Annotated in this window: 15 protein-coding genes and 1 tRNA gene; 14 read left to right on the top strand and 2 right to left on the bottom strand. The window is 37.6% G+C overall.

Annotated features, from left to right (window positions below):
* Window positions 1-7 precede the first annotated feature (7 nt).
* The 12 genes from I6760_RS04535 to I6760_RS04480 all read left to right on the top strand — a co-directional run bounded on the left by I6760_RS04535 (window position 8) and on the right by I6760_RS04480 (window position 17,518).
* Window positions 8-1,954 (top strand): TonB-dependent receptor plug domain-containing protein, encoded by a 1,947-nt coding sequence (locus I6760_RS04535; protein WP_196593287.1) that lies wholly within the window; start codon window positions 8-10, stop codon window positions 1,952-1,954.
* A gap of 267 nt (window positions 1,955-2,221) precedes the next feature.
* Complete coding sequence (locus I6760_RS04530) at window positions 2,222-4,171, top strand: TonB-dependent receptor plug domain-containing protein (protein WP_196593286.1); 1,950 nt, start codon at window positions 2,222-2,224, stop codon at window positions 4,169-4,171.
* A gap of 109 nt (window positions 4,172-4,280) precedes the next feature.
* Complete coding sequence (locus I6760_RS04525) at window positions 4,281-4,610, top strand: hypothetical protein (RefSeq protein ID WP_196593285.1); 330 nt, start codon at window positions 4,281-4,283, stop codon at window positions 4,608-4,610.
* A 189-nt stretch (window positions 4,611-4,799) separates the two neighbouring features.
* Window positions 4,800-5,612: a nucleotide-binding protein gene (locus tag I6760_RS04520; RefSeq protein WP_196593284.1), complete on the top strand. Its 813-nt coding sequence runs from the start codon at window positions 4,800-4,802 to the stop codon at window positions 5,610-5,612.
* On the top strand, window positions 5,596-6,894 hold the full coding sequence (locus tag I6760_RS04515) for a nitrogenase component 1 (protein WP_196593283.1): 1,299 nt from the start codon (window positions 5,596-5,598) through the stop codon (window positions 6,892-6,894). The genes I6760_RS04520 and I6760_RS04515 overlap by 17 nt, the downstream gene beginning before the upstream one ends.
* Entirely contained in the window at window positions 6,887-8,197 is a 1,311-nt protein-coding gene (locus I6760_RS04510) for a nitrogenase component 1 (protein ID WP_196593282.1), read from the top strand. The genes I6760_RS04515 and I6760_RS04510 overlap by 8 nt, the downstream gene beginning before the upstream one ends.
* Window positions 8,184-9,218: a FecCD family ABC transporter permease gene (locus tag I6760_RS04505; RefSeq protein ID WP_196593281.1), complete on the top strand. Its 1,035-nt coding sequence runs from the start codon at window positions 8,184-8,186 to the stop codon at window positions 9,216-9,218. Before I6760_RS04510 ends, I6760_RS04505 begins: the two co-directional genes overlap by 14 nt.
* A gap of 12 nt (window positions 9,219-9,230) precedes the next feature.
* Window positions 9,231-12,950 carry a cobaltochelatase subunit CobN gene (gene cobN / locus I6760_RS04500; RefSeq protein ID WP_196593280.1) on the top strand — a complete coding sequence of 1,240 codons (3,720 nt, stop codon included), beginning with the start codon at window positions 9,231-9,233 and terminating at the stop codon, window positions 12,948-12,950.
* Window positions 12,934-13,968 carry a radical SAM/SPASM domain-containing protein gene (locus I6760_RS04495; protein WP_196593279.1) on the top strand — a complete coding sequence of 345 codons (1,035 nt, stop codon included), beginning with the start codon at window positions 12,934-12,936 and terminating at the stop codon, window positions 13,966-13,968. The genes cobN and I6760_RS04495 overlap by 17 nt, the downstream gene beginning before the upstream one ends.
* A 26-nt stretch (window positions 13,969-13,994) precedes the next feature.
* Window positions 13,995-15,050 carry an ATP-binding protein gene (locus I6760_RS04490; protein WP_196593278.1) on the top strand — a complete coding sequence of 352 codons (1,056 nt, stop codon included), beginning with the start codon at window positions 13,995-13,997 and terminating at the stop codon, window positions 15,048-15,050.
* Window positions 15,034-16,965, top strand: a complete 1,932-nt coding sequence (locus tag I6760_RS04485) for a VWA domain-containing protein (protein ID WP_196593277.1) — start codon at window positions 15,034-15,036, stop codon at window positions 16,963-16,965. Before I6760_RS04490 ends, I6760_RS04485 begins: the two co-directional genes overlap by 17 nt.
* Window positions 16,966-16,969: 4 nt before the next feature.
* Window positions 16,970-17,518, top strand: coding sequence for a hypothetical protein (locus tag I6760_RS04480; RefSeq protein ID WP_196593276.1), 549 nt, complete (start codon window positions 16,970-16,972; stop codon window positions 17,516-17,518).
* Window positions 17,519-17,605: 87 nt separating this feature from the next.
* Here the strand turns inward: I6760_RS04480 and alr are convergent, their stop codons facing one another.
* Entirely contained in the window at window positions 17,606-18,775 is a 1,170-nt protein-coding gene (gene alr / locus I6760_RS04475) for an alanine racemase (protein WP_330997942.1), read from the bottom strand.
* 121 nt (window positions 18,776-18,896) lie between these two features.
* Here alr and I6760_RS04470 point away from each other — a divergent pair.
* Window positions 18,897-18,973: transfer RNA gene (locus I6760_RS04470), tRNA-Val, on the top strand.
* A gap of 30 nt (window positions 18,974-19,003) precedes the next feature.
* Here I6760_RS04470 and I6760_RS04465 read toward each other — a convergent pair.
* A complete protein-coding gene (locus I6760_RS04465) occupies window positions 19,004-19,927 on the bottom strand; it encodes a DMT family transporter (RefSeq protein WP_196593275.1) in 924 nt (307 codons plus the stop codon).
* A gap of 206 nt (window positions 19,928-20,133) precedes the next feature.
* Here I6760_RS04465 and I6760_RS04460 point away from each other — a divergent pair, with 206 nt between their 5' ends.
* Complete coding sequence (locus I6760_RS04460; protein ID WP_196594765.1) at window positions 20,134-22,029, top strand: ABC-F family ATP-binding cassette domain-containing protein; 1,896 nt, start codon at window positions 20,134-20,136, stop codon at window positions 22,027-22,029.
* Window positions 22,030-22,050: the final 21 nt, after the last annotated feature.

The raw sequence follows: 22,050 nt of genomic DNA, 5'->3' as shown, positions 1-22,050 counted from the left end.
GGAGTTAATGAATAAATATTTGAGTCGTTCAATGTTGATATCAATAATGGTAACAGGGGATCTGCTCATGGGAGCTGTTTCAACAGCTTATGCACAATCTGACCAAGCGTTTAATTTAGATCAGACAGTAGTAACAGCAACGAGAACTAAAAAAGCAATAATTGATGCACCTGCCAATGTACAGGTAATTACGGCTGAAGAAATAAAAAATGGCGGATACAGTAGTGTATTTGAAGCTGTTAGAAATTTGACACAGGCTGATGCACATACTTATCAGGAAGATGGTATGGATTATGGCTCGATGATGTCAAGAATAAAATTGCGCGGTATTGATGACGGGACATTGGTTCTTATAAATGGAAATCCGGGAAATTATATGAATCATGCTACATTGAATAATATTCCCATAGACCAGGTGGAAAAAATTGAAATTGTAAAAGGGGCAAATTCAGTTTTATATGGACCACAAGCAATTGGCGGGGTGATAAATATTATCACGAAAAAACCTGCTAAGACAGGTAAAGTTACAGGCACTATTTCCGGGACTGTCGGTAGCAGGATTAAGGGTTCAAGTTTGAATATACAGACGGATAATTTTAATGCTGGGATAAAAAAGTCGTACAGCAGGGATTTTTTAAATGTGGAACATGCTGGGATAGCAGGAGCAGGGCCGGCCTTAAATATTAAAGATAAAAGTGCTGAACAAATGTATTTGGATATAAATTTGACTAAAGAGCTAATGTTCAGTTATGGCAGGACGGATAATAAGTCAGATTTTGAAACAGGGAAATTTATTAATTATGTGCCTAATATGTTGTATAAAGGTAACATAGATACTTCTTTTAATAATTATGCATTAATATATAATACTACAAATGGGCTAAGAGCTGTTGCAGGATATAATACTTTTAATTGTAATACTATATATGATAAATCATATCCTAAACATTATACAGATAATGAATTCTGGGGGTATAATGCCAATCTTGATGTACAAAAAAAGTTTGATCTGCGCAATGATAAAGATTCATTTATTTTAGGGACAACACTCACGCGCGAACATATAAAATGCAATTATCAGCCATCTGTGGATAATGAAACAAATGACAGAAATAGTTATTCACTGTATCAGTCATATAATCACCAGATAACGAATAAATTTAATATTATAACGGGCCTGCGCGAATATTACATGACGAGTTCAAAGTTCCAGGACAGCGATTTTCAGGTTTTGCCACAGCTCCAGGGATTATATAAAGTAAATGATAAATCTTCTTATTATTTTAATATCGGTAAATCATTTGAAATGCCGGATATTAGCTCAGGATTTTTCTACAGCAGTAACTATGTAGTTAATTCTGACTTAAAACCACAGTCAGGCTGGTCGTATGAACTGGGGCATAAGTTTGCTGATGGGAAAAAGACAATTACGGCAGATGTATTTTATATGACGGTCAATAATAAATTTTACTGGGATAAAACAGATACTGGGGCTAGTATAATGAAGAATCGTGATAAATGGAAAAATACTGGGCTGGAAGTAAATTATGACCAGAAAATAAACAATGAATTATCAGCTGATATCGGGATCACCTGGCAGAACCCTAAAGCATATTCTTCAAGTACTTCACAATGGACGCAGGATTCAGCTAAATATGTTATTAACACAGGGGCAAGATACAATAAAAATAAATTCATGGCTGATGCGCGTATTTTTGCTTATTTGGATCGAGAACCGGCATATTATAATTATGAACGTACATCTTCCAAAATAAGTGACCATAATTTGAAAAACAGCTGTGATTTGACAGTTACATTGAGTTATGCGCCAACTGATGTAGACAGCTTTAAATTAGTGGGACGGAACTTGTTTAATAGAGATGATGTTATAAATAATTATGAATATTATGCGATGCCGGCAAATGTTGCTTTTACTTATGAACGGAAATTTTAATTAGGGAAATTGTTATTTGGGACTGTTATACGGAGAATATTGCTGCCATAAATATGTAAACCGTAATTATTATGCGGGTGCCTTTTGCAAGAATAAACGAGAGGTGAGAATGCAATTTATGAATGGAAATATTTGCGTGTGACAGCTCCATTTTTTAAGGAATAATTACGAAAATAGAATTTTACCAGATATATGTTGGTGTACAGACCTTATGATTCGGTGTAATATATATGTGATAAATTTCTTAAGAAGGGTCATGGGTATATTATGAAGCAGTTATACAGGAAAACAGCAATCTTGTCTGTGGTAGTTACAGGCAGTGTGCTGTTGGGGAGTGCCGCAACGGTATTGGCAGAAAATTCAACGCAGGATTTTGATCTGGGCAATGAGGTAATAACTGCTGCCAGGACCAAAAATAAACTTATAGATACAGCGGCTAATGTTTTTGTTATAACAGCCAAAGATTTTGCTGATAGAAACTACCAAAATGTAAGTGAAGCATTGGATAATGTACCAGGCGTAATTGTAAAACGCAGCGGGGTTGGGGGAGAAGATCAGCATATTTATATAAATGGTGATTCACGGGTATTGATCATGGTAGACGGACGCCCGCTTAATCTCAGCAAGGGAACAGAAATGGGCGGCAGATCCGGCTTTGATATTTCTAATTTACCATCACCTGAGTTTATTAAAAAAATTGAAATCGTAAAGGGTGCTGCTTCTTCATTATATGGTTCGGATGCTGTGGGCGGGGTTGTTAATATTATAACTAAAAGTGGCAGTAAAAATGAGATTACATTGAATGCCGATGCGGGTTCATGGGGAACAAGAAATTACTCTGCATCAATGGGCGGCAAGGTAAAAAAGACAGATTATTTTATTACACTGGCAAAATCGCACCAGGATTATATAAAGTATAAAAATGCGCAGACTGGACACGATGAAGAGTGGCCTAATTCTGCCAATAATACTAATAGTGCAACTGTTAAACTGGAACAGCATATAGGAACTGACCAGAGTGCCGCGTTATATTTTTCTCATTTTTTTAAGGATGGACGTGATCCCTATGCCTCCCCGGAAAGTGGAAAAGTTTTTAAGACTGGAGCATGGGGAACAGATCTTGATAATGATGCTGCTTTTAAATACATATGGAATGAAGATAAAGATAATAATGGGTTTGCTCAGGTTTACCGCAATTATTCTTTTACTAACTTTGCTTCTGATACTACACGCGGCAATTATGGAGAAACCAGAGACGGGGCAGAGGTACAACAAAATATACGCTTAAATAAAGCTGATAGATTAGTAACAGGTATTGAATGGCATAAATCTAAGATAAAAAGTTCTTATTATGGACAGGAACATGAAATCAATACGAAAGCGGTCTATCTTCAAAATATTTGGGATATCAACAGATTATGGAACTTGACATCCGGTGTACGCTATAATAAACATAATTATTTTGGACATAAAACAACACTGCATATGGCTGTAAATAGAAAAATAGCTGATAATGGACATGCATATTTTTCTTGGGGGCAGGTATTTGATGCACCGCAAGGCAATGATATGTTTTATTATCTGCCTAATGGATATTATGGACCTGTTATAGGCAATCCAAATTTGAAACCAGAAACCGGCAATGTATATACTCTGGGATATGACAGCAAGCTGGATAATAAAACTAATATAGGTGTGAGTGCTTTTTACAATGATCTGACAAATGCTATTGAGTGGGATTATATAGATCCGGCTAATCATGCGGCGGGCAGGACCGTCTACAATATCGGCCGGCAGAAAAGAAATGGTATAGAAATAGATTTCAATCATCAGTTTGATGATACATGGTCAGCAGATGCCAGTTATACATATGTGAGAAGCAGAGAAGACAAGGGAACCGGGGATGGGTTCCAAAAAGATTTGAAGTTGCCGCCCAACCAGTATAAGTTTGGCATAAACTATCATAAAAATCGTTGGAATGGTTCATTATTTGCCAGAGGAATAAGTGGGGCCTCCAGAGAAGAATATGTGGCTTCAAAATGGCTGGTTCTTGATCTGGCAGCACAATATAAAGTTAATAAAAACATGAAGGTTTATGCGAAAGTTTATAATTTAACTAATGCTGCTTATGCAGAAAATGCAGGACTTAAGGGTGATTATTATGAATTCCCGATGCCGGGACGAACGTTTTTGGCAGGAATAAGTTATAATTTCTAAAAAAAACTTGACAGTATTCCGACAACACGGTATATATTGAAAATATAGGTTATATTATTCAACAGATGTATACATCTGTTGAATAAATAAAATATATGGAGGTGATAATATGAATTGTAGTCCGCATCCAAAGTTTCAGATACCTGATGATCCTCATGGAAAAAGTCGTTATGAGAGTGCTATGAGGCACGTAGAAGCTGCTAAAAAGCAGGGTAAATCGACAGCAGAATTGCATGCCATTTTTAAAAAAGTAATGGCTTTTGATCCGAAAGATGTTGAATCTATTCCCAAAGATGCAGCTCATGCTAAATATCGCAGTGCTGTTATTCATGCGCAAAAAGCAATGGCTGCCGGGAAAAGTTCCAAAGAAGTTCATGAAATTTTCCATAGAATAAAAAATGGCGAAAGCAGTGGAAAATGCACACACCATGATAAATGATGAAATTTTGTATAGTTATTCCCTTTTTATGATATGAGTTATCATAGAAAGGGAATTTTTTATTGTTTATAATACTTGACTGTATAATAAGTATATAGTTTAAAATTATGAAAATATATATGTTATTTTTGATATAAAATTATATAAGTGTGAAGCAGGATATTATTTTATGAATATGAAGGGATTTTTTTGAAAAAAATTGCAATTTATGGTAAAGGCGGCATTGGAAAATCCACTACATCAGCAAACCTTTCTGCAGCATTTAGTCAGAAGGGGTTAAAAGTATGTCAGATCGGCTGTGATCCCAAAAATGATTCCACGCGGCTGTTGTTAGGATATATATGCAGAAATACAGTTTTAGATGTGTTGCGGGATAAGGATGAAATTAAAACAGAAGATATAGTAAACATTGGTTATAATGGTATCAAATGTGTTGAGGCAGGTGGACCTGAGCCGGGTGTAGGCTGCGCCGGCCGGGGGATTATAGTTGCGCTGGAAAAATTGAAAGAGCTGCAGGCTTTAAAGGGAGAAGATCTAATTTTATATGATGTGCTGGGAGATGTCGTATGTGGTGGATTTGCTGTTCCCATAAGGGAAAATTATGCGACAGAGATATATATTGTTTCTTCAGGGGAATTAATGAGTTTGTATGCAGCTAACAATATAGCCAAAGGCATTAAGCGTTTTGCATCACGGGGTAAAGTCAGACTGGCAGGGATTATTGGTAACAGCCGTAATATGCCGGATGAACAAAAATTATTGAATGAATTTGCAGAAAAAATAAATACGCGGTTAATTAGCTTTATTCCCCGCAATATTATTGTTAATAAGGCTGAAAATAAACGTCAGACGGTTTTACAGTATGCGCCGGAGCATGAACAAGCACAAATTTATCGCGATCTTGCTGCTGATATTTTACAAAATGAACATTTAACAGTTCCTACACCGCTAAGTTTTGAGGAACTGGAAATGATGGTGGATAAATATGATAGCCAGTGTTAAAAGATTTATAGCCAAAAAGAAAAGCTGTAGCTGCAGTATGCCGGGAGTATGGCGCGCTGCTGCCTACTGTAAAGGGGCTGTAGTTATTTTTCACAGTCCTCAGGCCTGTACGAACATTGTAAATAATATGGAAATAAATTCTTTGTATAGAAATGCTGCTTTGTCAGACGATGCATTTTTCAAGGTACCTGTTCCATTGATTTCTAGTCAGCTTAAAGAAAAAAATGCTATATTTGGCGGTAATGAGAAATTAGCTGACTGTATAGATTTTGTGGTAAAACAATATACACCTGATTGTATTGTTATTGCTAATTCATGTGTCGCAGGTATTATAGGAGATGATGTGGATGCAGCAGGCAGAAAAGCGGAGGAAGAATATAATTTGCCAGTGATTACAGTTAATTGCTGTGGTTTTTTGGATGGAGAATATTATCAGGGATATATAGAAACGGCAGAAAAGCTGGTAAAAAAGTTTTTTAAAAAACAAAAAGATAGTTTACCAAAAACAGCATTGTTGCTGGGGGATAATGGCGGCCCGGCGGGCAGTTATGTCAGGGAAGTGACACGTTTACTCAATGCATTGGGAGTGTGCATTGTTGGGCAATTCCCGGGCTATATGCCGATAAATGAGATGCAAGAAGCGGCGAAGGCTGAGGCTGTTATTGTATTAGGCAGTGTGCAGCAGGCACAGGCAGGACTGGCACAACTAGCGAAAATGCTGGCAGAGAATTTTGGGATGAAATATATACCCAGTGTATATCCAATAGGCAGTAAAAAAACTAAACAATGGCTTGCAGATATGGGCAGGTTATTCAACTGTGCAGAAAAAGCGGCAGAATTAGCTGACAGGGAAGAAAAGAACTTGTTATGCGCAACAGCAGAATTTTGTTTAAAGACGGCCCAAAAATCGACGGTTTTATTTATAGGAAGATTGACTGTATATTTTGATCCAGGACAGGTTATAGAAATTGTAAATAAACTCCGAATGCATTTGCGGGGAATTGTAATGCTGGATGTTTATGAAGAAAAAGAACGTAAAAAAATGGAAAATTTACTGAAAAAATATACTGATGCAACTATATATAATGGTGAATATCCTAATAAATTGTTAGAAAATGTTCAGGTGATACTAACTACGCATGAGTTAAAAAACTGCCGGGTAAAACAAATTTTTTTACCGATGCTTCCCAAAGCAGGCACAAGTGGAGAGATTGGTTTTATGCAGATAATATATCAGACTTTATGTAGTCGCAGTCATAAAGGAGGGATAGTGTATGTCTGAATTTTGGGATTGTGGGAATACTGAACCATGTGCATTAGCCGGGGCAGCAGCTTTTTTTGCTGGTATTCCCGGAGGAGAGATATTAGCTAACGGGCCTTTATGGTGTTATTTTTATGCTCTGCGGTATTTGGAACACGCTGCTTATGGTATAGCTGAAAGATTTCATGGGTCACAGCCGGATAATAATGCGGTTGTTTACGGAACAGAAAAGTTTTTATTGGCAGCATTGGACAAAATAAAGAAAAAACAAGTGAAACCAGCTGTTTTATTAATAGAAAATAGTTGTTCAATAGGGCTTATAGGTGATGATATTGCCGGTATAGCAAAAGAAGCAAAGTTGGATTTTCCTGTTGTTACAATGGACTGCGGGGGATTGATGGGAAACTTTGCTAAGGGATATGCAGGTGCGGCCGTAAAACTATTTGAAACGATTTCTATCCGATCTTTTGCGAAAAAAGAACCACGGTTAATAAATGTATTAGGTCTTACTGATTTTTATTTTAATGGCAAGGCCGATCGGGAGGAAATCCTGCGTATTCTGGCAAAGGCAGGTTATAAGATCAATGTAGTTTTAGGGGCAGGAAGTCCTTTGGATAAAATACGGGATATAGATAAAGCAGCCTTAAACGTAGTGATAAATGAAGAATTAGGAATGCCTGTTGCTCAGTATCTGCAACAGAAATACCAGATACCATTTGTTATAGCGGGAATGCCATATGGCATAGAGGGAACAAAGTCATGGCTGCAGCGTATAACCCGGCAGATAGCGGCCAATATGACAGCCGTTTATGCCGAATGTGATGAAATGTCAGAGCATTTATTAGCGTGGAATAATGATATATGCTGCAGCTGGGGAAATTTGTGGTTTGATAATGTTGTAATATATGCAGCGGGAACAGCAGCTTTGGGATTAGCTGGAGCATTGCGCGGCGAGTGGCTGGATACAGCTTATCTGCAGGTTGTTTGTCAGCAAAAAATAATAACGGTAGATTTATATTCCAGTATGCCGGACAAAGTTTATAATATGGAAGATGATGCTGACATAGTTAAGGAAAAGCTGAAAATATCAAACAACACCTTGGTTTTGGGTAGTAGTAATGAAAACAGAGTAGTACTTAGACAGAGAAAAAATAATAATGTTTTTTGCAATATCGCATATCCGTCCAAAGAAGAAGTGCAATTGATTAATTATCCTTTTGCTGGAATTAAGGGCAGTGCATATATGCTGCAAAGATTATGGAATGTGTTTATACACCAAAAAATAAATAGGTCGTTTGGAGTGGATATGTATGCTGATAAATAGAAAAAATAATCAGTTGTTTTTAGTGGGACTATTTATTTTTTTATTAGTAGTTTCCTGTTTTTCTATGACTTGCGGGCAAATTAATATTCCTGTAAAAAATACTCTGGCTGTTATTGCCAGCCATATCGGTTTGCCGGTAAGCCATAGCCAGTTTAATGCGGAACAGGCAGCTGTTATATGGTTTATCCGTATGCCGAGAATGCTTGTCGGTGTATTGGTAGGAGCGGCATTGGGGACTTCTGGGGCCGTGATGCAGGGAGTATTTAGCAATCCTTTGGCTGGACCGGGAATGATTGGTGTTTCGGCAGGAGCGGCCACAGGAGCAGTGATTGCCATAGCACTTGGCTTTTCGGCCCAGAATATGTTTTTACTGCCGGCTTTTGCTTTTGCGGGGAGTTTATTCGCTATTATGCTGACAGTCTTTTTATCGATGCATAACGGAAAAATTCCTGTAATGACGTTACTGCTTGCCGGAGTGGCTGTAGGGATGTTTTTAAGTGCTGTTACATCAGGAATTTTAACAATAATAGATGAGCAAAAGCTGCAGAACTATCTTTTTTGGATTATTGGGGGGCTGGATTATCGCCGCTGGCAGCATGTATATATAGCTGTAGGGCCGATAATTATAGGAATAGTGATGATGATTTTACTATCACGGCAGCTTAATATATTGGTCTTGGGAGATACTGAAGCCCGCGCAGTTGGAATGTCTGTGCTGCCATTTCGTATGATAATGCTGTCCCTGGCGGCAATAGTTACGGCAGCGGCAGTGTGTGTAAGCGGCAATATAGGTTTTGTCGGGCTAGTGGTGCCGCATATGATGCGGATGATTATAGGTCCCGACCATCGTATATTGCTGCCCGCAAGTGCCTTGGCCGGGGCAATTATTTTAGTAATATGTGATTCCCTGGGAAGAATAATAATGCCACCGACAGAGATACGTGTAGGGATAATGACAGCCTTATTGGGAACACCATACTTTTTGTATTTACTGCGCAGAATGCAAAAACACTATTTTTAATGGGAGTTAATTATGTATAAGATTTTGTTTTTAAGTAATGTGAATAGGCAGTTAGCAGCTATGCAGACTGCTGTCAGTGAACTGCAGCATAAGGCTATTCTTAATGATAAATGTCGTTGTATATGGATAGACCAGGTAGAAACATGGGGGGAAAAATGGCTGGACATAATGCCAGGAACAGGCTGTGTAATAGTAAAATGGATGGGCAGCGGGCTGGATACTCCTTTTTTAAAGCATTTATTAACTTATCTGCAGGATAATAATGTTATTTACTATATTGATTCTTCTGGGACTGAAGCGGGGAAATATGTTAAGGGATTATCTTGTGCGCAGATTACACAGATAAAAAAATATTTTTTATTCGGTGGTCAGCAGAATTATATGAATTTCTGGCTGTTTATAAAGAATATTTTATGCAGAGAGGATATTAAAGTTCCGATGCCACTCCTTTTGCCTTGGTGTGGTATATATCATCCTGATGCCGATCATATATATAATAATTTGACTGAATATAAGAATAAGTTTTGTCGAAAAAACAGGATTACACTTGGTATTTTATTTTATCGTGAGGAATGGATATGGAAAGATTTGTTTTATCAGGAAACATTGATAAGAGAAATTGAAAGACAGGGAATGAACGTAATTTGTGTATTTAGCAATGGAATGCCGTCCGAGGATATGGGGGCACCCAGTCTGAAGGAAGTTTTTGAATGTTTTTTTTATGAAAATGCAAAGCCATATATTGATGTATTGATTAATACAATGAAGTTTTCTATGACTAACAGTGCTTCTATGACAATAGCGGCACTTAAGCATTTTAATGTACCAGTTCTACAAGCATATACGCTGATGTCCACTTATAATGACTGGAAAGCGGATTTTGCCGGTATGAATCCTATGGAAATATCTATAAGTGTTTCGCTGCCGGAATTTGATGGTGTTGTACACGGAGGACCAGTAGCTGCTAGGGAACTGGCTGATGATGGCAGTATGAAATATATACCAATTGCTGAACGTATACATATTTTAACCAATAAAGCCCGTAAATGGGGGATTCTGCGGCATAAGGACAATAAGAATAAAAAAATAGCAATAATTTTTCATAATTATCCGCCGCGTAATTCTAATATTGGCAGTGCTATTGGGTTAGATACTATTGAGAGCATAAGATGTTTATTAATAAAAATGAAGCAGCAGGGATATATTATAGATGATATTCCCGCAGATAATAAAACATTTATTGCACAATTGACAGATAATGCTACTAATGACAGAACTATGCTCAATGAAGAAAAATTAACAAAAGCCCAAAAACTGGAACGGGAAAAATACATACAGTTTTTTACAAGTCTTGATGAATCAGTGCAAAGACAATTAAATGCTGACTGGGGAAAAGAACCAGGCAGTGTGATGTATTATAAAAATGCATTATTGGTGCCGGGAATGATAAATGGCAATATTTTTATCACTGTACAGCCGCCGCGCGGCTTTGGTGAAGATCCGGCCAAAATATACCATTCTCCATTTACTGCTCCGACACACCAATACCTGGCTTTTTATAAATGGCTAAGAGATGAATGGCAGGCTGATGCTGTGGCACATATTGGTACGCATGGTTCATTGGAATGGCTTCCGGGGAAAAATGCCGGGTTGTCCAACTGTTGTTATCCTGACTTGGCAATTGGGGATATGCCTAACATATATCCATATTTAATGAGTATAACAGGCGAGGGAATACAGGCAAAACGAAGAAGTAGTGCCTGTCTCATTGATCATTTGCCGGCACCACAAGCACAGGCAGGAACCTATGATGAATTGGCAGAACTGGAAAAATTATTGGAAGAATATGTCCATTTTTTCCGGCAGGAATCAGCTGATTTGGTAAAAATACAAGAATTAATTCAGGAAAAAGTAGCACAGGCTGATTTAGGTAATGAAGTTATTTATAATGCAGAGAAACCATTTAATGAATATGTTGCGGCCTTGCATAACTATATAACTGATTTAAAAAACATGCAGGTTCATACGGGATTACACATTTTGGGAAAACCACCTGAGGGAGAACAGCTTATTGACTATATATGGTTGTTGACAAGACTTGACAATAACAATATTGTTGGGCTGCCCGGCATAGTTTCCCGGATATATGACACCGATTATTATTATATGCTGGAACACAGCAGTGAAGTTTATAAACCACTTCAGATAACCTATGGACAGCTGATTGATAAAGTTATAGAAGAATGTCAGCAGATAATAGAAAAACTGCGAATTAATAATTTTAACAGCGAAAAAATACGATATATTTTTTCTTTAGATTTTTTAAAAAATGTATCGGTAGATATAAGCGAAAAAATAGATAGTGCAGCCAGGTATATTTGTGAAACTATTTATCCTAATCTGCAGCTTACTATACAGGAGAGCAACAATATGCTGCGGGCTTTTGCTGGAGAGTATATTGAACCGGGACCATCTGGAGCGCCCACAAGTGGTGGGGCTGACCTGCTGCCGACAGGACGTAACTTTTATGGCATTGACCAGCGTACGCTGCCCACACCAGCAGCTTGGGAAATAGGAAAAACACTTGCAGAACAGGCTATAAGCAGATTTATTGAAGAGGAACACAGATATCCGGAAAATATAGGAATTATACTATGGGCTGGGGCAAATATGCGCAGTCATGGACAGTGTATTGCGGAGTTTTTATATTTAATGGGTATAAAACCGATATGGCAAAGAGGCAGTTTGCGAGTGACTGGACTGGAAATTATTCCGGCAGCAGAATTGAAACGCCCCCGCATAGATGTTACAGCACGTATAAGTGGCTTGTTTCGCGATGCTGTGCCTGTTTTAATGAAACTTTTAGACAAAGCTGTTCTTTTAGCAGCAAAACTGGATGAATCATTTGAAGTTAATTTTGTCAGGAAGCATGTAAGTGAAGACAGCAAAGAGCTGCAAAATGAAGGACTGCCAGCTAAAGATGCATGGCGGGAGGCTGCTTTCCGGATATTTGGGGATGAACCGGGAACTTATGGTGCGGGAATTGGTGCTTTGCTTGAAGCCAAGAACTGGCAGAATATTGATGATCTGGCTGATGTATATGTCCGCTGGGGAGCACATGCCTATGGAGGAAAAACCAGGGGGAAGTACCTGCCGCAGCAGTTTAGAAAACGTATGGGGAGTATAGATATAACAATAAAGAATGAAGATAACCATGAAACTAATATGCTCAGCAGTGATGATTATAATGCGTATCATGGTGGTATGATCGCGGCAGTAAAAAGCATAAAGGGACAAGCACCACGTTCTTACTGTGGTGATAGCACAGACCGCAGTAAAGTGGTTATGCATAGTGTGCAGGAAGAAACTAAAAGAATTTTTCGCAGTGAAGCAGTCAATCCTAAATTTATCGCAGGAATGATGAAGCATGGTTATAAGGGAGCAGCAGATATGGCTAATTATTTAGCACACAGCTTCCAATGGGATGCGACAAGCAGCGTTATGGAAGACTGGATGTATGAAAAATATGCGGAAAAATATGCTTTAGATGAAAAAGTGCAAAAATGGCTTACTGATGTTAATCCATGGGCGCTGCAGAGAATGACAGAAATATTACTAGAAGCTGAACAGCGTAAAATGTGGCAGGCTAAACCGGAAACCCGGGAAAAACTACGGAAACTGTATCTTTCGATCGAAGGTGATTTGGAGGATAGAAATGACAGCAGTCAGTAAAATAAAAATGCTTGCATTGAGTCTTACGGGCCAATGTAATTTTGCTTGTCGTTATTGTTATGCGGCTGGACATGATAAAAATGCAATGTCGCTGCAGACAGCAATAAAAGCAGTTAATCTCGCGGCTGCTAGTAAAGAAAAATTTATCCTTCAGTTCAGTGGTGGTGAGCCGCTTTTGAATTTTACTTGTTTGGCAAAAATAACAGAGTATGTAGAAGAACACAATTTGCCGACGGAGTTGCAGCTACAGACAAATGCATCGTTAATAACTAATTCTATAGCTGAATTTTTAGTTAGGCATAAAATTGCTATTGGCGTAAGTTTGGATGGGAAACCCACAGTTAATGACAAGCTGCGGATTACGCCGGAAGGGAAGGGAACAACAGACCGTGTTTTAAATGGACTGGAAGTATTGAAACGCCATAGAATAGCTGTAGGGATAACCTGTGTCGTAACTAAGGATAATATAGCATGCTTGCCGGAGCTGGTAGAGTTTGCTTACTTTTTGGGAAATATACGCAAAATAGGGTTTGATATTCTTCGTTCACAGGGACGGGGAGTGCAACTTGAACCGCCGTCAGTTGAAATGATGCGGAAATATTTATATAAAACCTATAAACGGGCTGATGAATTATCGCTATTAGCAGGTTATAAAATTATATTTTCCCATAAACAACATGTGAAAATGCTGGATAAAAATATGCTGGGAGAATTTGCACATTGCTATGCAATGAAAGGAGAAGCCGCTTTTGTGGATGCCTCGGGCAGAATATATGCCTGTTCATCTTTGGTGGGGAATGATGATTTTTATATTGGGAATGTCAGTACGGGTATAGATAAAGTAAAAGTAAAAAAGATATGTTCTCAAATTGAGAATGTGATGAAATATTGCTGGGAATGTGATTCATTTGAGCACTGTGGCGGTGGCTGCTTTGCCAGATGGTATGGATGCAGCGGTGAAAAAATAAGTCTGCCTGAATGTGAATTGAAAAAGATAACTATTAAATGTATGCGATAATTACTATATATCAAGGGGAAAGTAAATTGAAAAGAAAGAGTGTTTATCCGTTTACGGCTATTGCCGGACAAGAGGACATGAAATTGGCATTAATATTGAATGCAATAAATCCATCATTGGGAGGAGTTTTGATTAAAGGAGAAAAAGGAACGGCTAAATCAACTGCGGTAAGAGCCATTGCTGAATTGCTCCCCGCAATGAAAAGTGTGCAGGGATGCAAATTTCACTGTGACCCTGATGAAGACAGTATGCTGTGCGATGATTGTACGGAAATGTTGTCGCGGGAAGGAAAGTTGCCAATAGAACTGATTAAAATGCGTGTTGTGGAACTGCCGGTAAACGCGACGGAAGACCGTGTCGCAGGAACACTGGATATGGAATATGCAATAAAATATGGCAAGAAAAAATTTGAGCCAGGGATATTGGCGCAAGCTAATCGCAATATTTTATATGTGGATGAAATTAATTTGTTGGATGACCATATAGTTGATTTGTTGTTGGATTCTGCTGCTATGGGAATAAATACCGTTGAACGGGAAGGTATTTCCTATTCACATCCGGCACGATTTATACTTGTAGGTACGATGAATCCAGAAGAGGGAGATATCAGGCCGCAGCTTTTAGATAGATTTGGATTATCTGTTATGGTAAAGGGTGAGCAGGAACCAGAAAAAAGAGTGGAAGTTATAAAACGCCGGTTGGCATATGAAAGAGATCCAGAAATGTTTGCAAGTCAGTACGCAGAAAGGCAAAAACAGCTGGCAGATAAAATTATTGTGGCAAGACAGCTACTGCATAAAGTATGTATAACAGATAATCTTATGCAGGCTGTGGCTGAACTGGCAGTAACAATAGGAGTAGATGGACACCGTGCTGATATCACTATTATAAAGACAGCCTTGACTATAGCTGCATTCAATGACGAACAATCTGTGTCTGCCGATGACATAAAAGCAGCGTCCCGACTGGTTCTGCCGCATCGTTTACGCAGACAGCCGTTTGAAGAAAGTGATTTTGACTGGAATAAAATACAAAATATTCTCGACGAAAATATAGAGGCTGATAATGCGCAGGAAATATAATTATCCATTTACTGCTGTTGTAGGGCAGGATCAGGTAAAAAAAGCCCTGTTGGTAATTTTAGTCAATCAGAAAGTCGGCGGATTGCTTATAGGGGGGCCGAGTGGTACTGCAAAGACTACTTTAGTCCGTGCTTGTGAAAGTCTTATGAATAAACAGAAAATAATTGAATTGCCGTTAAATATAACGGAAGACATGTTTTTTGGCAGTATTGATTTTGAATATGCAGTTAATAAAGGACAAAAGAAGTGGCATAAGGGTATTCTTGATAGGGCCGATAATAATTTATTGTATATTGACGAGGTCAACTTACTGCGCACAGAGCTGCTTGATGCGGTATGCAGGGTTCAGCAAAGTAACTTCAATTTTATGGTGCGGGATGGGGCACAGGCGAATTCAGTAAATTTTGCCCTGGTAGCTACAATGAATCCGCATGAAATGCTTTTGCCGGAATATATGCTAGATAAATTTGGCTTATATGTGGAAAGCACTAGTGAAAAAGATGCAGGTAAACGTGTAGAAATAGTTAAAAGAAGGATGGCTTTTGAAAATAATCCATGTGGTTTTTGTGAAGCTTATAAAAAGGAAACATCAGTATTGGCGAGAAAAATAGCGAAAGCACGCATAATATTGTCTCAGGTTCAGTTTAGCGAAGCTGTTATACTTTTGGCAGCACAGATGTGCGCAAAAGCTTTTTGCGTGGGACATCAGGCAGAATTGTATTTATTGGAAACAGCCAGAGCTTTGGCTGCGTTGGCAGATAGAACATATGTTCTGCCTAAGGATCTCAACGAAGCAGCAGTGCTTGTATTGGTGCATCGTAGTCATAAGCAGTCACAGAACAAGGAAAACAAGCATAATGATTCTGATAATACGACAGAAAATAATAGTGATGCAATGGATAGGGACGATGAAAAACCGAATGAAACTCCTCCTGCGGAAAATGAAGCGGCTGATACTGAAAATACGGGAAATGAAACACAGGATAATGATAGTAAGCCAGCAGCTGATAATATTGAAAATAAGGATCAAAATAAGGAACAGGAAAGTAATAGCCCTGCACCAGAAGAAAAAATATCTGATATAGATAAAAGAATTAGTATGCCGCAGCTAGAACTGGCAAGAAAGATTGATAAAACTCATCGACGCGGCAGCGGCAAAAGAAGTATAACTAAAACTGATCTAAAACGGGGGCGGTATGTCCGGGCCCGAATTCCGCATGGGATGATTGATGATATTGCGCTTGATGCTACAATAAGAAATGCAGCAGTTTATCAAAAAGCACGGTCTAAAAATGATTGTGCCTTGACAATACTATCAGAAGATATAAGGCAAAAAGTACGAGAAAAAAGAATTGGCAGTATGTTTCTGTTCGTGGTAGATGCCAGTGGCTCAATGGGTGCATATGAAAGAATGCATGCGGTAAAAGGGGCTATATTTAATATGCTGCGGCAGGCATACCAAAAAAGAGACCGTGTAGGGATGATTGCTTTTCGCAAGGATAAGGCTGAAGTATTGCTTCCAGTAACACGCAGTATCGATCTTGCGCAAAAATGCCTGCAAAAAATGCCAACGGGCGGGAAAACGCCGTTGGCACAGGGCTTGAATAAAGCATTGCAGGTATTAAAAATGGAAAGGGAAAAAGATATTGATGCTGCTGCAGTATTAATATTGATCACTGATGGTCGGGCGAACAGCAAGCTTGAAAACAGCGATGATCCGGTAAAAAAAGCCTTAGAAACAGCACAAGAAGTAAAACGGCAAAAAATTGATTCGGTTGTTATTGATACCGAAACGGATTTTATAAAGCTGGGAATAGCTGGTGATATTGCAAAAGCTATGGGTGGAACTTATTATGAGTTAACAAAATTAAAAACAGAAAATGTATTACGTATAATAGATAATATTGGAGAGTGAAAATATGAAAAAAATAATAATAATTTACTGTTGTTTATTATGTATGACAACTACTGCTTTTGCAGCAGCAAAAGATACGAATGAAGTTCAAGATCCCCTGGACTGGAAAATCAGCGCACAGCCTGATATTTCTCCAACAAAAGAACAAATATGGTCATTGGTTTTAGAAAATAACATAGGAGTATATGCTTATGATATTAATTCACTGCAGTTTATGAAAAAAAATAATGGAAAAATAGATAAGGATAAAATAACTGTAATAGTAAAAACCATCTTCACCAATAAAGATATCCTGCATAAATTGCAAATGCAGTATGCCCGGGATATGGCAAAGGGGGAAAAGGTTTCATATTGTAAAATATATATGAATTTTGCTATAAAAGATAAAACGTATACTGATACAAAAACAGAAATTTATACCAATAAGGATCGTATTGTTAACAGTAGGACAGAAAAAAGAAGATTTACTGCTGTACCAGCAAAAACTTTTGCTGAAGCTATGCTGGAGATCTGTCAGAAGTTTGCCGGCAATGAAAATAATGATGCTGGATAATATATAGTGTATAAAATTTTGTGTAGGAATATCGCTAAAAAGCCATTACAAAATATAATACCCAGCATTAGTATGATGATAACATTATTAATATAAATAATTTTTGTAAAAAGCAGGCTGATGTTTTTTCATATAGACACGTGGTAGACGGCGAGCCATCATACAGACTATTTCATAGTTTATAGTCCCGAGTTTTTGTGCTAGTTCATCAGCAGATATGGAAGCAGTTCCTTGCCTTCCAAATAATATTACTTCATCACCGGCTTTTACATCAGGAACAGTAGTTACATCTATCATGCATTGATCCATGCAGATGTTGCCTACAACAGGAACGGGCTGTCCGTGAACGAGTACATTTGCTTTGCCGGAGAGCATACGTGTATATCCATCAGCATAACCTACTGGCAGTGTGGCAATGATTGAATTACCAGGCGTAATAAATTTACGGCCGTAGCTGATGCTGCTGCCTGTAGGTAGCTGTTTTATGTGGGTAACCCGGCATTTGAAAGACATTACGGGTTTTAAGGCTGTTTTTGTAATATTTATTTCTGCTGAAGGAGCCAAACCGTAAAGGATAATACCGGCACGTACCATATCCAGATGGTATTGCGGTAAGTCAATTATAGCAGCACTGTTTGCACAATGGCGTGTATTGATTTTTATGCCCTTTTGTGAAAGCGTGTCACAAACATATTTGAATCGTTTAAACTGCTCATTAGTAAAGGTTTTGTCTATACAGTCAGCAGTAGCAAAATGAGTAAATATTCCTTCCATGACTACATTAGGCAGCTGGCTTATGTGGATGATTTCTTCAATACTTTTTTCATTAGGCTGATAGCCGATACGGCCCATGCCGCTGTCTATTTTTATATGGAAACGGATATTGCGGTGCTGTTTCAAAGCTTCATCAGAAAAAGCCTTAGCACTATTATAGTCAAAAATAGTTATATCTATACCATAAAGTACAGCTTCCTTAGCCTGCGTTGGAAAGACGGGGCCAAGAACAAGGATGGGGGCGGTTATTTTATGCAGGCGAAGTTCGATTGCTTCGTCCAATTCAGCTACGGCAAGGCGATCAGCTCCGTTTTCCAGTAGTATAGTTGCGGTTTCGCAGGCTCCGTGACCATATGCATTGGCCTTTATTACAGCAGTAATCTGGGCAGTTTTTTCAGTAAGCCGGCGGATTTCACGCATGTTTTGGGCTAAGTTATCAAGATCAATTTCCAGCCAGGCAGGACGTAATGATTTAATATCCACAAGAATTCCCTCTTTTGTATTTAATACGTAATATAATATGCTGAATAGTGAAAAATAGTGTATTATCAGCAAGGGTTGACAAATAAACAAAATTATAATATATTATAAAAATAATATATATGGGGCTATAGCTCAGTTGGTTAGAGTGTTACGTTGACATCGTAAAGGTCACAGATTCGAATTCTGTTAGTCCCACCAATTTTATAAAAGCAGCATGACATTATAGTGTCATGTTTTTTTTTGTATAATATGATGTTTTGGTTTTTGTTTGAGAGAAAAGCGGTTTTCGGAGATAATAAGACCAAATAAAGTAAGAAAACAACCGATAATAGTGGAACCGGTTATTGTTTCATTAAGAAAGATGAAGGCTGTTACTATGGTAATAATAGGAATCAAATATATATAGGCACTGCAATTAGTAGCACCAAGACGGGCAATCGCCATGTTCCACGTGATAAAGCAGATAGCTGAAGCACCGATACTTAAAAACAATATATTGAAAAGATAAAGATGATTTGTGAACAGCATAAAATTTATAGAAATATTTTGCTGATAAGCTATTGGCAGCATGAATAATAGACCGTAAAAGAACATTTTGCGGGTAGCAGCAATTATATTGTAATTCATTAAAGTTATCCGTTTGGTTATTATAGAATAAACCGCCCATGTAATAGATGCTGCTATGGACAGTATATCACCTAACGGATTTAGATGAAAAGTTGATGTATTATTGAATGTTATTATTATAATACCAGTTATTGCAAATATAAACCCAATAAAAAATGTTTTATGTAAAGGTTCATTTACTAGAAATAAACTTGCCAGGAGTGCGGTAAAAAAGGGAGAAACTGATACTATAATACCAACATTTGACGCAAAAGTATAAGTCAGGGCAATATTTTCCAATAAATAATAAAGTGTTATTCCGGTAAGACCGGCACCGGCAAAATAAAATTCCTGTTTTTTATTGAAATGGAGCAGATCATAAGGATATATCAGGCATAAAGTTATAAAACCAATTAGAAAACGTAAAAATAAAATTTCTATGGGAGAAAAAGCCACTAGCAGATATTTTGTAGAAACAAAGGTAGTTCCCCATACGACAGCAGTGAGAAACGCCAGTATATGACCGGTAGTTTGGATATTTTTCAATACATCACCTCATTAGTAGTAATATATTTTATATATTACTGGAGAAAATATTTTTGTCAATATAATTACTTTATAATAACAGTGATAGATTATAGTTAAAAACTTGTGGTAATTATGTTAGTATATAAATAATAACAGATTATATTATGGCTATTTTTAGCTAGTATATAAAAAGTAAATAATAATTATAGATGGAAAGAGTAAATATGATTTTAACAATGGAACACTTAGCGAAAAGCTATGGAGAAAAAGTATTGTTTGGGGATATAAATTTTTCAATTGAGGCAGGAGATAAGGTAGGAATTGTCGGCGTCAATGGAACAGGAAAGTCAACTTTAATTAAAGTCATAGCAGGAGCTGTACCCACCGACGATGGTACATTTGCTTCTATGAAAAATATACGTATTGAATATTTGCCACAAAATAAAAACATTAATCCTGAGAATACAGTACTAGCAGAAGCTTTTCGCGGTAGTCAGCCAATAATGCAGGTTTTACGCGATTATGAACTATTGCTTTATAAAATGCAGGAAAAGAATGAAGATAAGGCTGTACAGGATAAAATGGTCAGGCTTTCTGAACAAATAGATGGACTTGATGGCTGGCAACTGGAAAATGATGCTAAGGCTATATTAACCAGATTGGGAATTGCTGATTTTACTAAAAAAGCAGGAGAGTTATCAGGCGGACAGCAAAAAAGGCTGGGACTGGCGGCAGCACTTATTCAGCCTTGTGATTTACTGCTTTTGGATGAACCGACAAACCATCTTGACAGTGAAACTATCGGTTGGCTGGAAGAATATCTAAGCAAACTAAAATCAGCAGTTATGTTAGTTACACATGACCGGTATTTCCTGGATAATGTTGCAAAAAAAATACTGGAATTAGATAGAGGTAAATCTTATATTTATACGGGAAATTATAGCGATTTTCTGGAACAAAAAGCTGCGCGTCTTGAACGTGAAACTTCTTCAGAAGAAAAAAGACAAAATTTTTTGCGTAATGAACTAAAATGGATAAGACGGGGGGCACAGGCTCGTTCTACCAAACAAAAAGCAAGAATACAGCGTTTTGAGACAGTTAAGCAGCAAAAAGTTGATTTAGACAACAGTGAAGTCAATATATCACTTGGGGCAAGTCGTCTGGGCAGAACAATAATTGAAATAAAGGATGTTTCTTATGGGATTGCTGACAGAAAAATAATAAATGATTTCACGTATACGCTGTTAAGACATGACAGAATTGGTATTTTAGGACCTAATGGGATAGGAAAATCAACGTTACTCAATATAATTGCAGGAGAACTGGAACCAACAAAAGGCAGTGTAAAAATTGGGGAAACTGTTAAGATAGGTTATTTTAGACAAAAAAATCCGACAATGGATGAAACTGTGCGGGCTATTGAATATATAAAAGAAGCTGCCAATTATATTACACTGGCAGATGGAACACAGGTTTCAGCATCGCAGTTAATGGAATTGTTTTTATTTGACGGCAGCTTACAGTGGACACCTATCGCCAAGTTATCAGGCGGAGAAAAAAGGAGGCTGTATTTACTGCGCATCTTGATGAGTTCCCCTAATGTATTGCTCCTTGACGAACCTACAAATGATCTTGACCTGCAGACTATGGCAGTGTTAGAAGATTTTATTGATAAATTTAATGGAGCTATTGTCTTTGTTTCACATGATCGATTTTTTATTGACAGGTTAGCAGAGAAAGTCTTTGTATATGAGGATAATGGGAAACTTCAGCAATATCCGGGCGGTTATTCTTACTATAAGGGAATAATAGCTGCGGCAGCTGATAAAGAAAAAATAAAAGAAAAGAAAATAGTTGTCCCGGCAATAAAAAAAGAGAAAAAAACAAATGGAAATAGAAAATTTACATATAAGGAACAACGAGAATATGAACAAATAGAAGGCGTGATTGCCGAAGTTGAAAGTCAGATAAGTATCATTGAAAAACAGATGCAGCAAAATGTGGCAGATTATGTAAAAATAAAGGACCTCAATGAACAAAAAGATATATTGCAGGACAAGCTTGATACACTTATGGAAAGATGGGAATATCTGGAAGAAATTGCTGAAAGTATTAAGTAAATAATAGTATATCATTACATT

Source organism: Pectinatus sottacetonis (genome assembly GCF_015732155.1).
GTDB classification, from domain to species: Bacteria; Bacillota; Negativicutes; order Selenomonadales; family Selenomonadaceae; genus Pectinatus; species Pectinatus sottacetonis.
Note: the sequence above shows the minus strand (reverse complement) of the source record. Positions and strands in the feature narration are given on the sequence as shown.

Excerpts from the sequence above, each read along its gene's own strand:
- I6760_RS04535 (WP_196593287.1), top strand. The coding sequence starts at position 8 with ATGAATAAATATTTGAGTCGTTCAATGTTGATATCAATAATGGTAACA.
- I6760_RS04530 (WP_196593286.1), top strand. The coding sequence starts at position 2,222 with ATGAAGCAGTTATACAGGAAAACAGCAATCTTGTCTGTGGTAGTTACA.
- I6760_RS04525 (WP_196593285.1), top strand. The coding sequence starts at position 4,281 with ATGAATTGTAGTCCGCATCCAAAGTTTCAGATACCTGATGATCCTCAT.
- I6760_RS04515 (WP_196593283.1), top strand. The coding sequence starts at position 5,596 with ATGATAGCCAGTGTTAAAAGATTTATAGCCAAAAAGAAAAGCTGTAGC.
- I6760_RS04510 (WP_196593282.1), top strand. The coding sequence starts at position 6,887 with ATGTCTGAATTTTGGGATTGTGGGAATACTGAACCATGTGCATTAGCC.
- I6760_RS04505 (WP_196593281.1), top strand. The coding sequence starts at position 8,184 with ATGCTGATAAATAGAAAAAATAATCAGTTGTTTTTAGTGGGACTATTT.
- cobN (WP_196593280.1), top strand. The coding sequence starts at position 9,231 with ATGTATAAGATTTTGTTTTTAAGTAATGTGAATAGGCAGTTAGCAGCT.
- I6760_RS04495 (WP_196593279.1), top strand. The coding sequence starts at position 12,934 with ATGACAGCAGTCAGTAAAATAAAAATGCTTGCATTGAGTCTTACGGGC.
- I6760_RS04485 (WP_196593277.1), top strand. The coding sequence starts at position 15,034 with ATGCGCAGGAAATATAATTATCCATTTACTGCTGTTGTAGGGCAGGAT.
- I6760_RS04480 (WP_196593276.1), top strand. The coding sequence starts at position 16,970 with ATGAAAAAAATAATAATAATTTACTGTTGTTTATTATGTATGACAACT.
- I6760_RS04460 (WP_196594765.1), top strand. The coding sequence starts at position 20,134 with ATGATTTTAACAATGGAACACTTAGCGAAAAGCTATGGAGAAAAAGTA.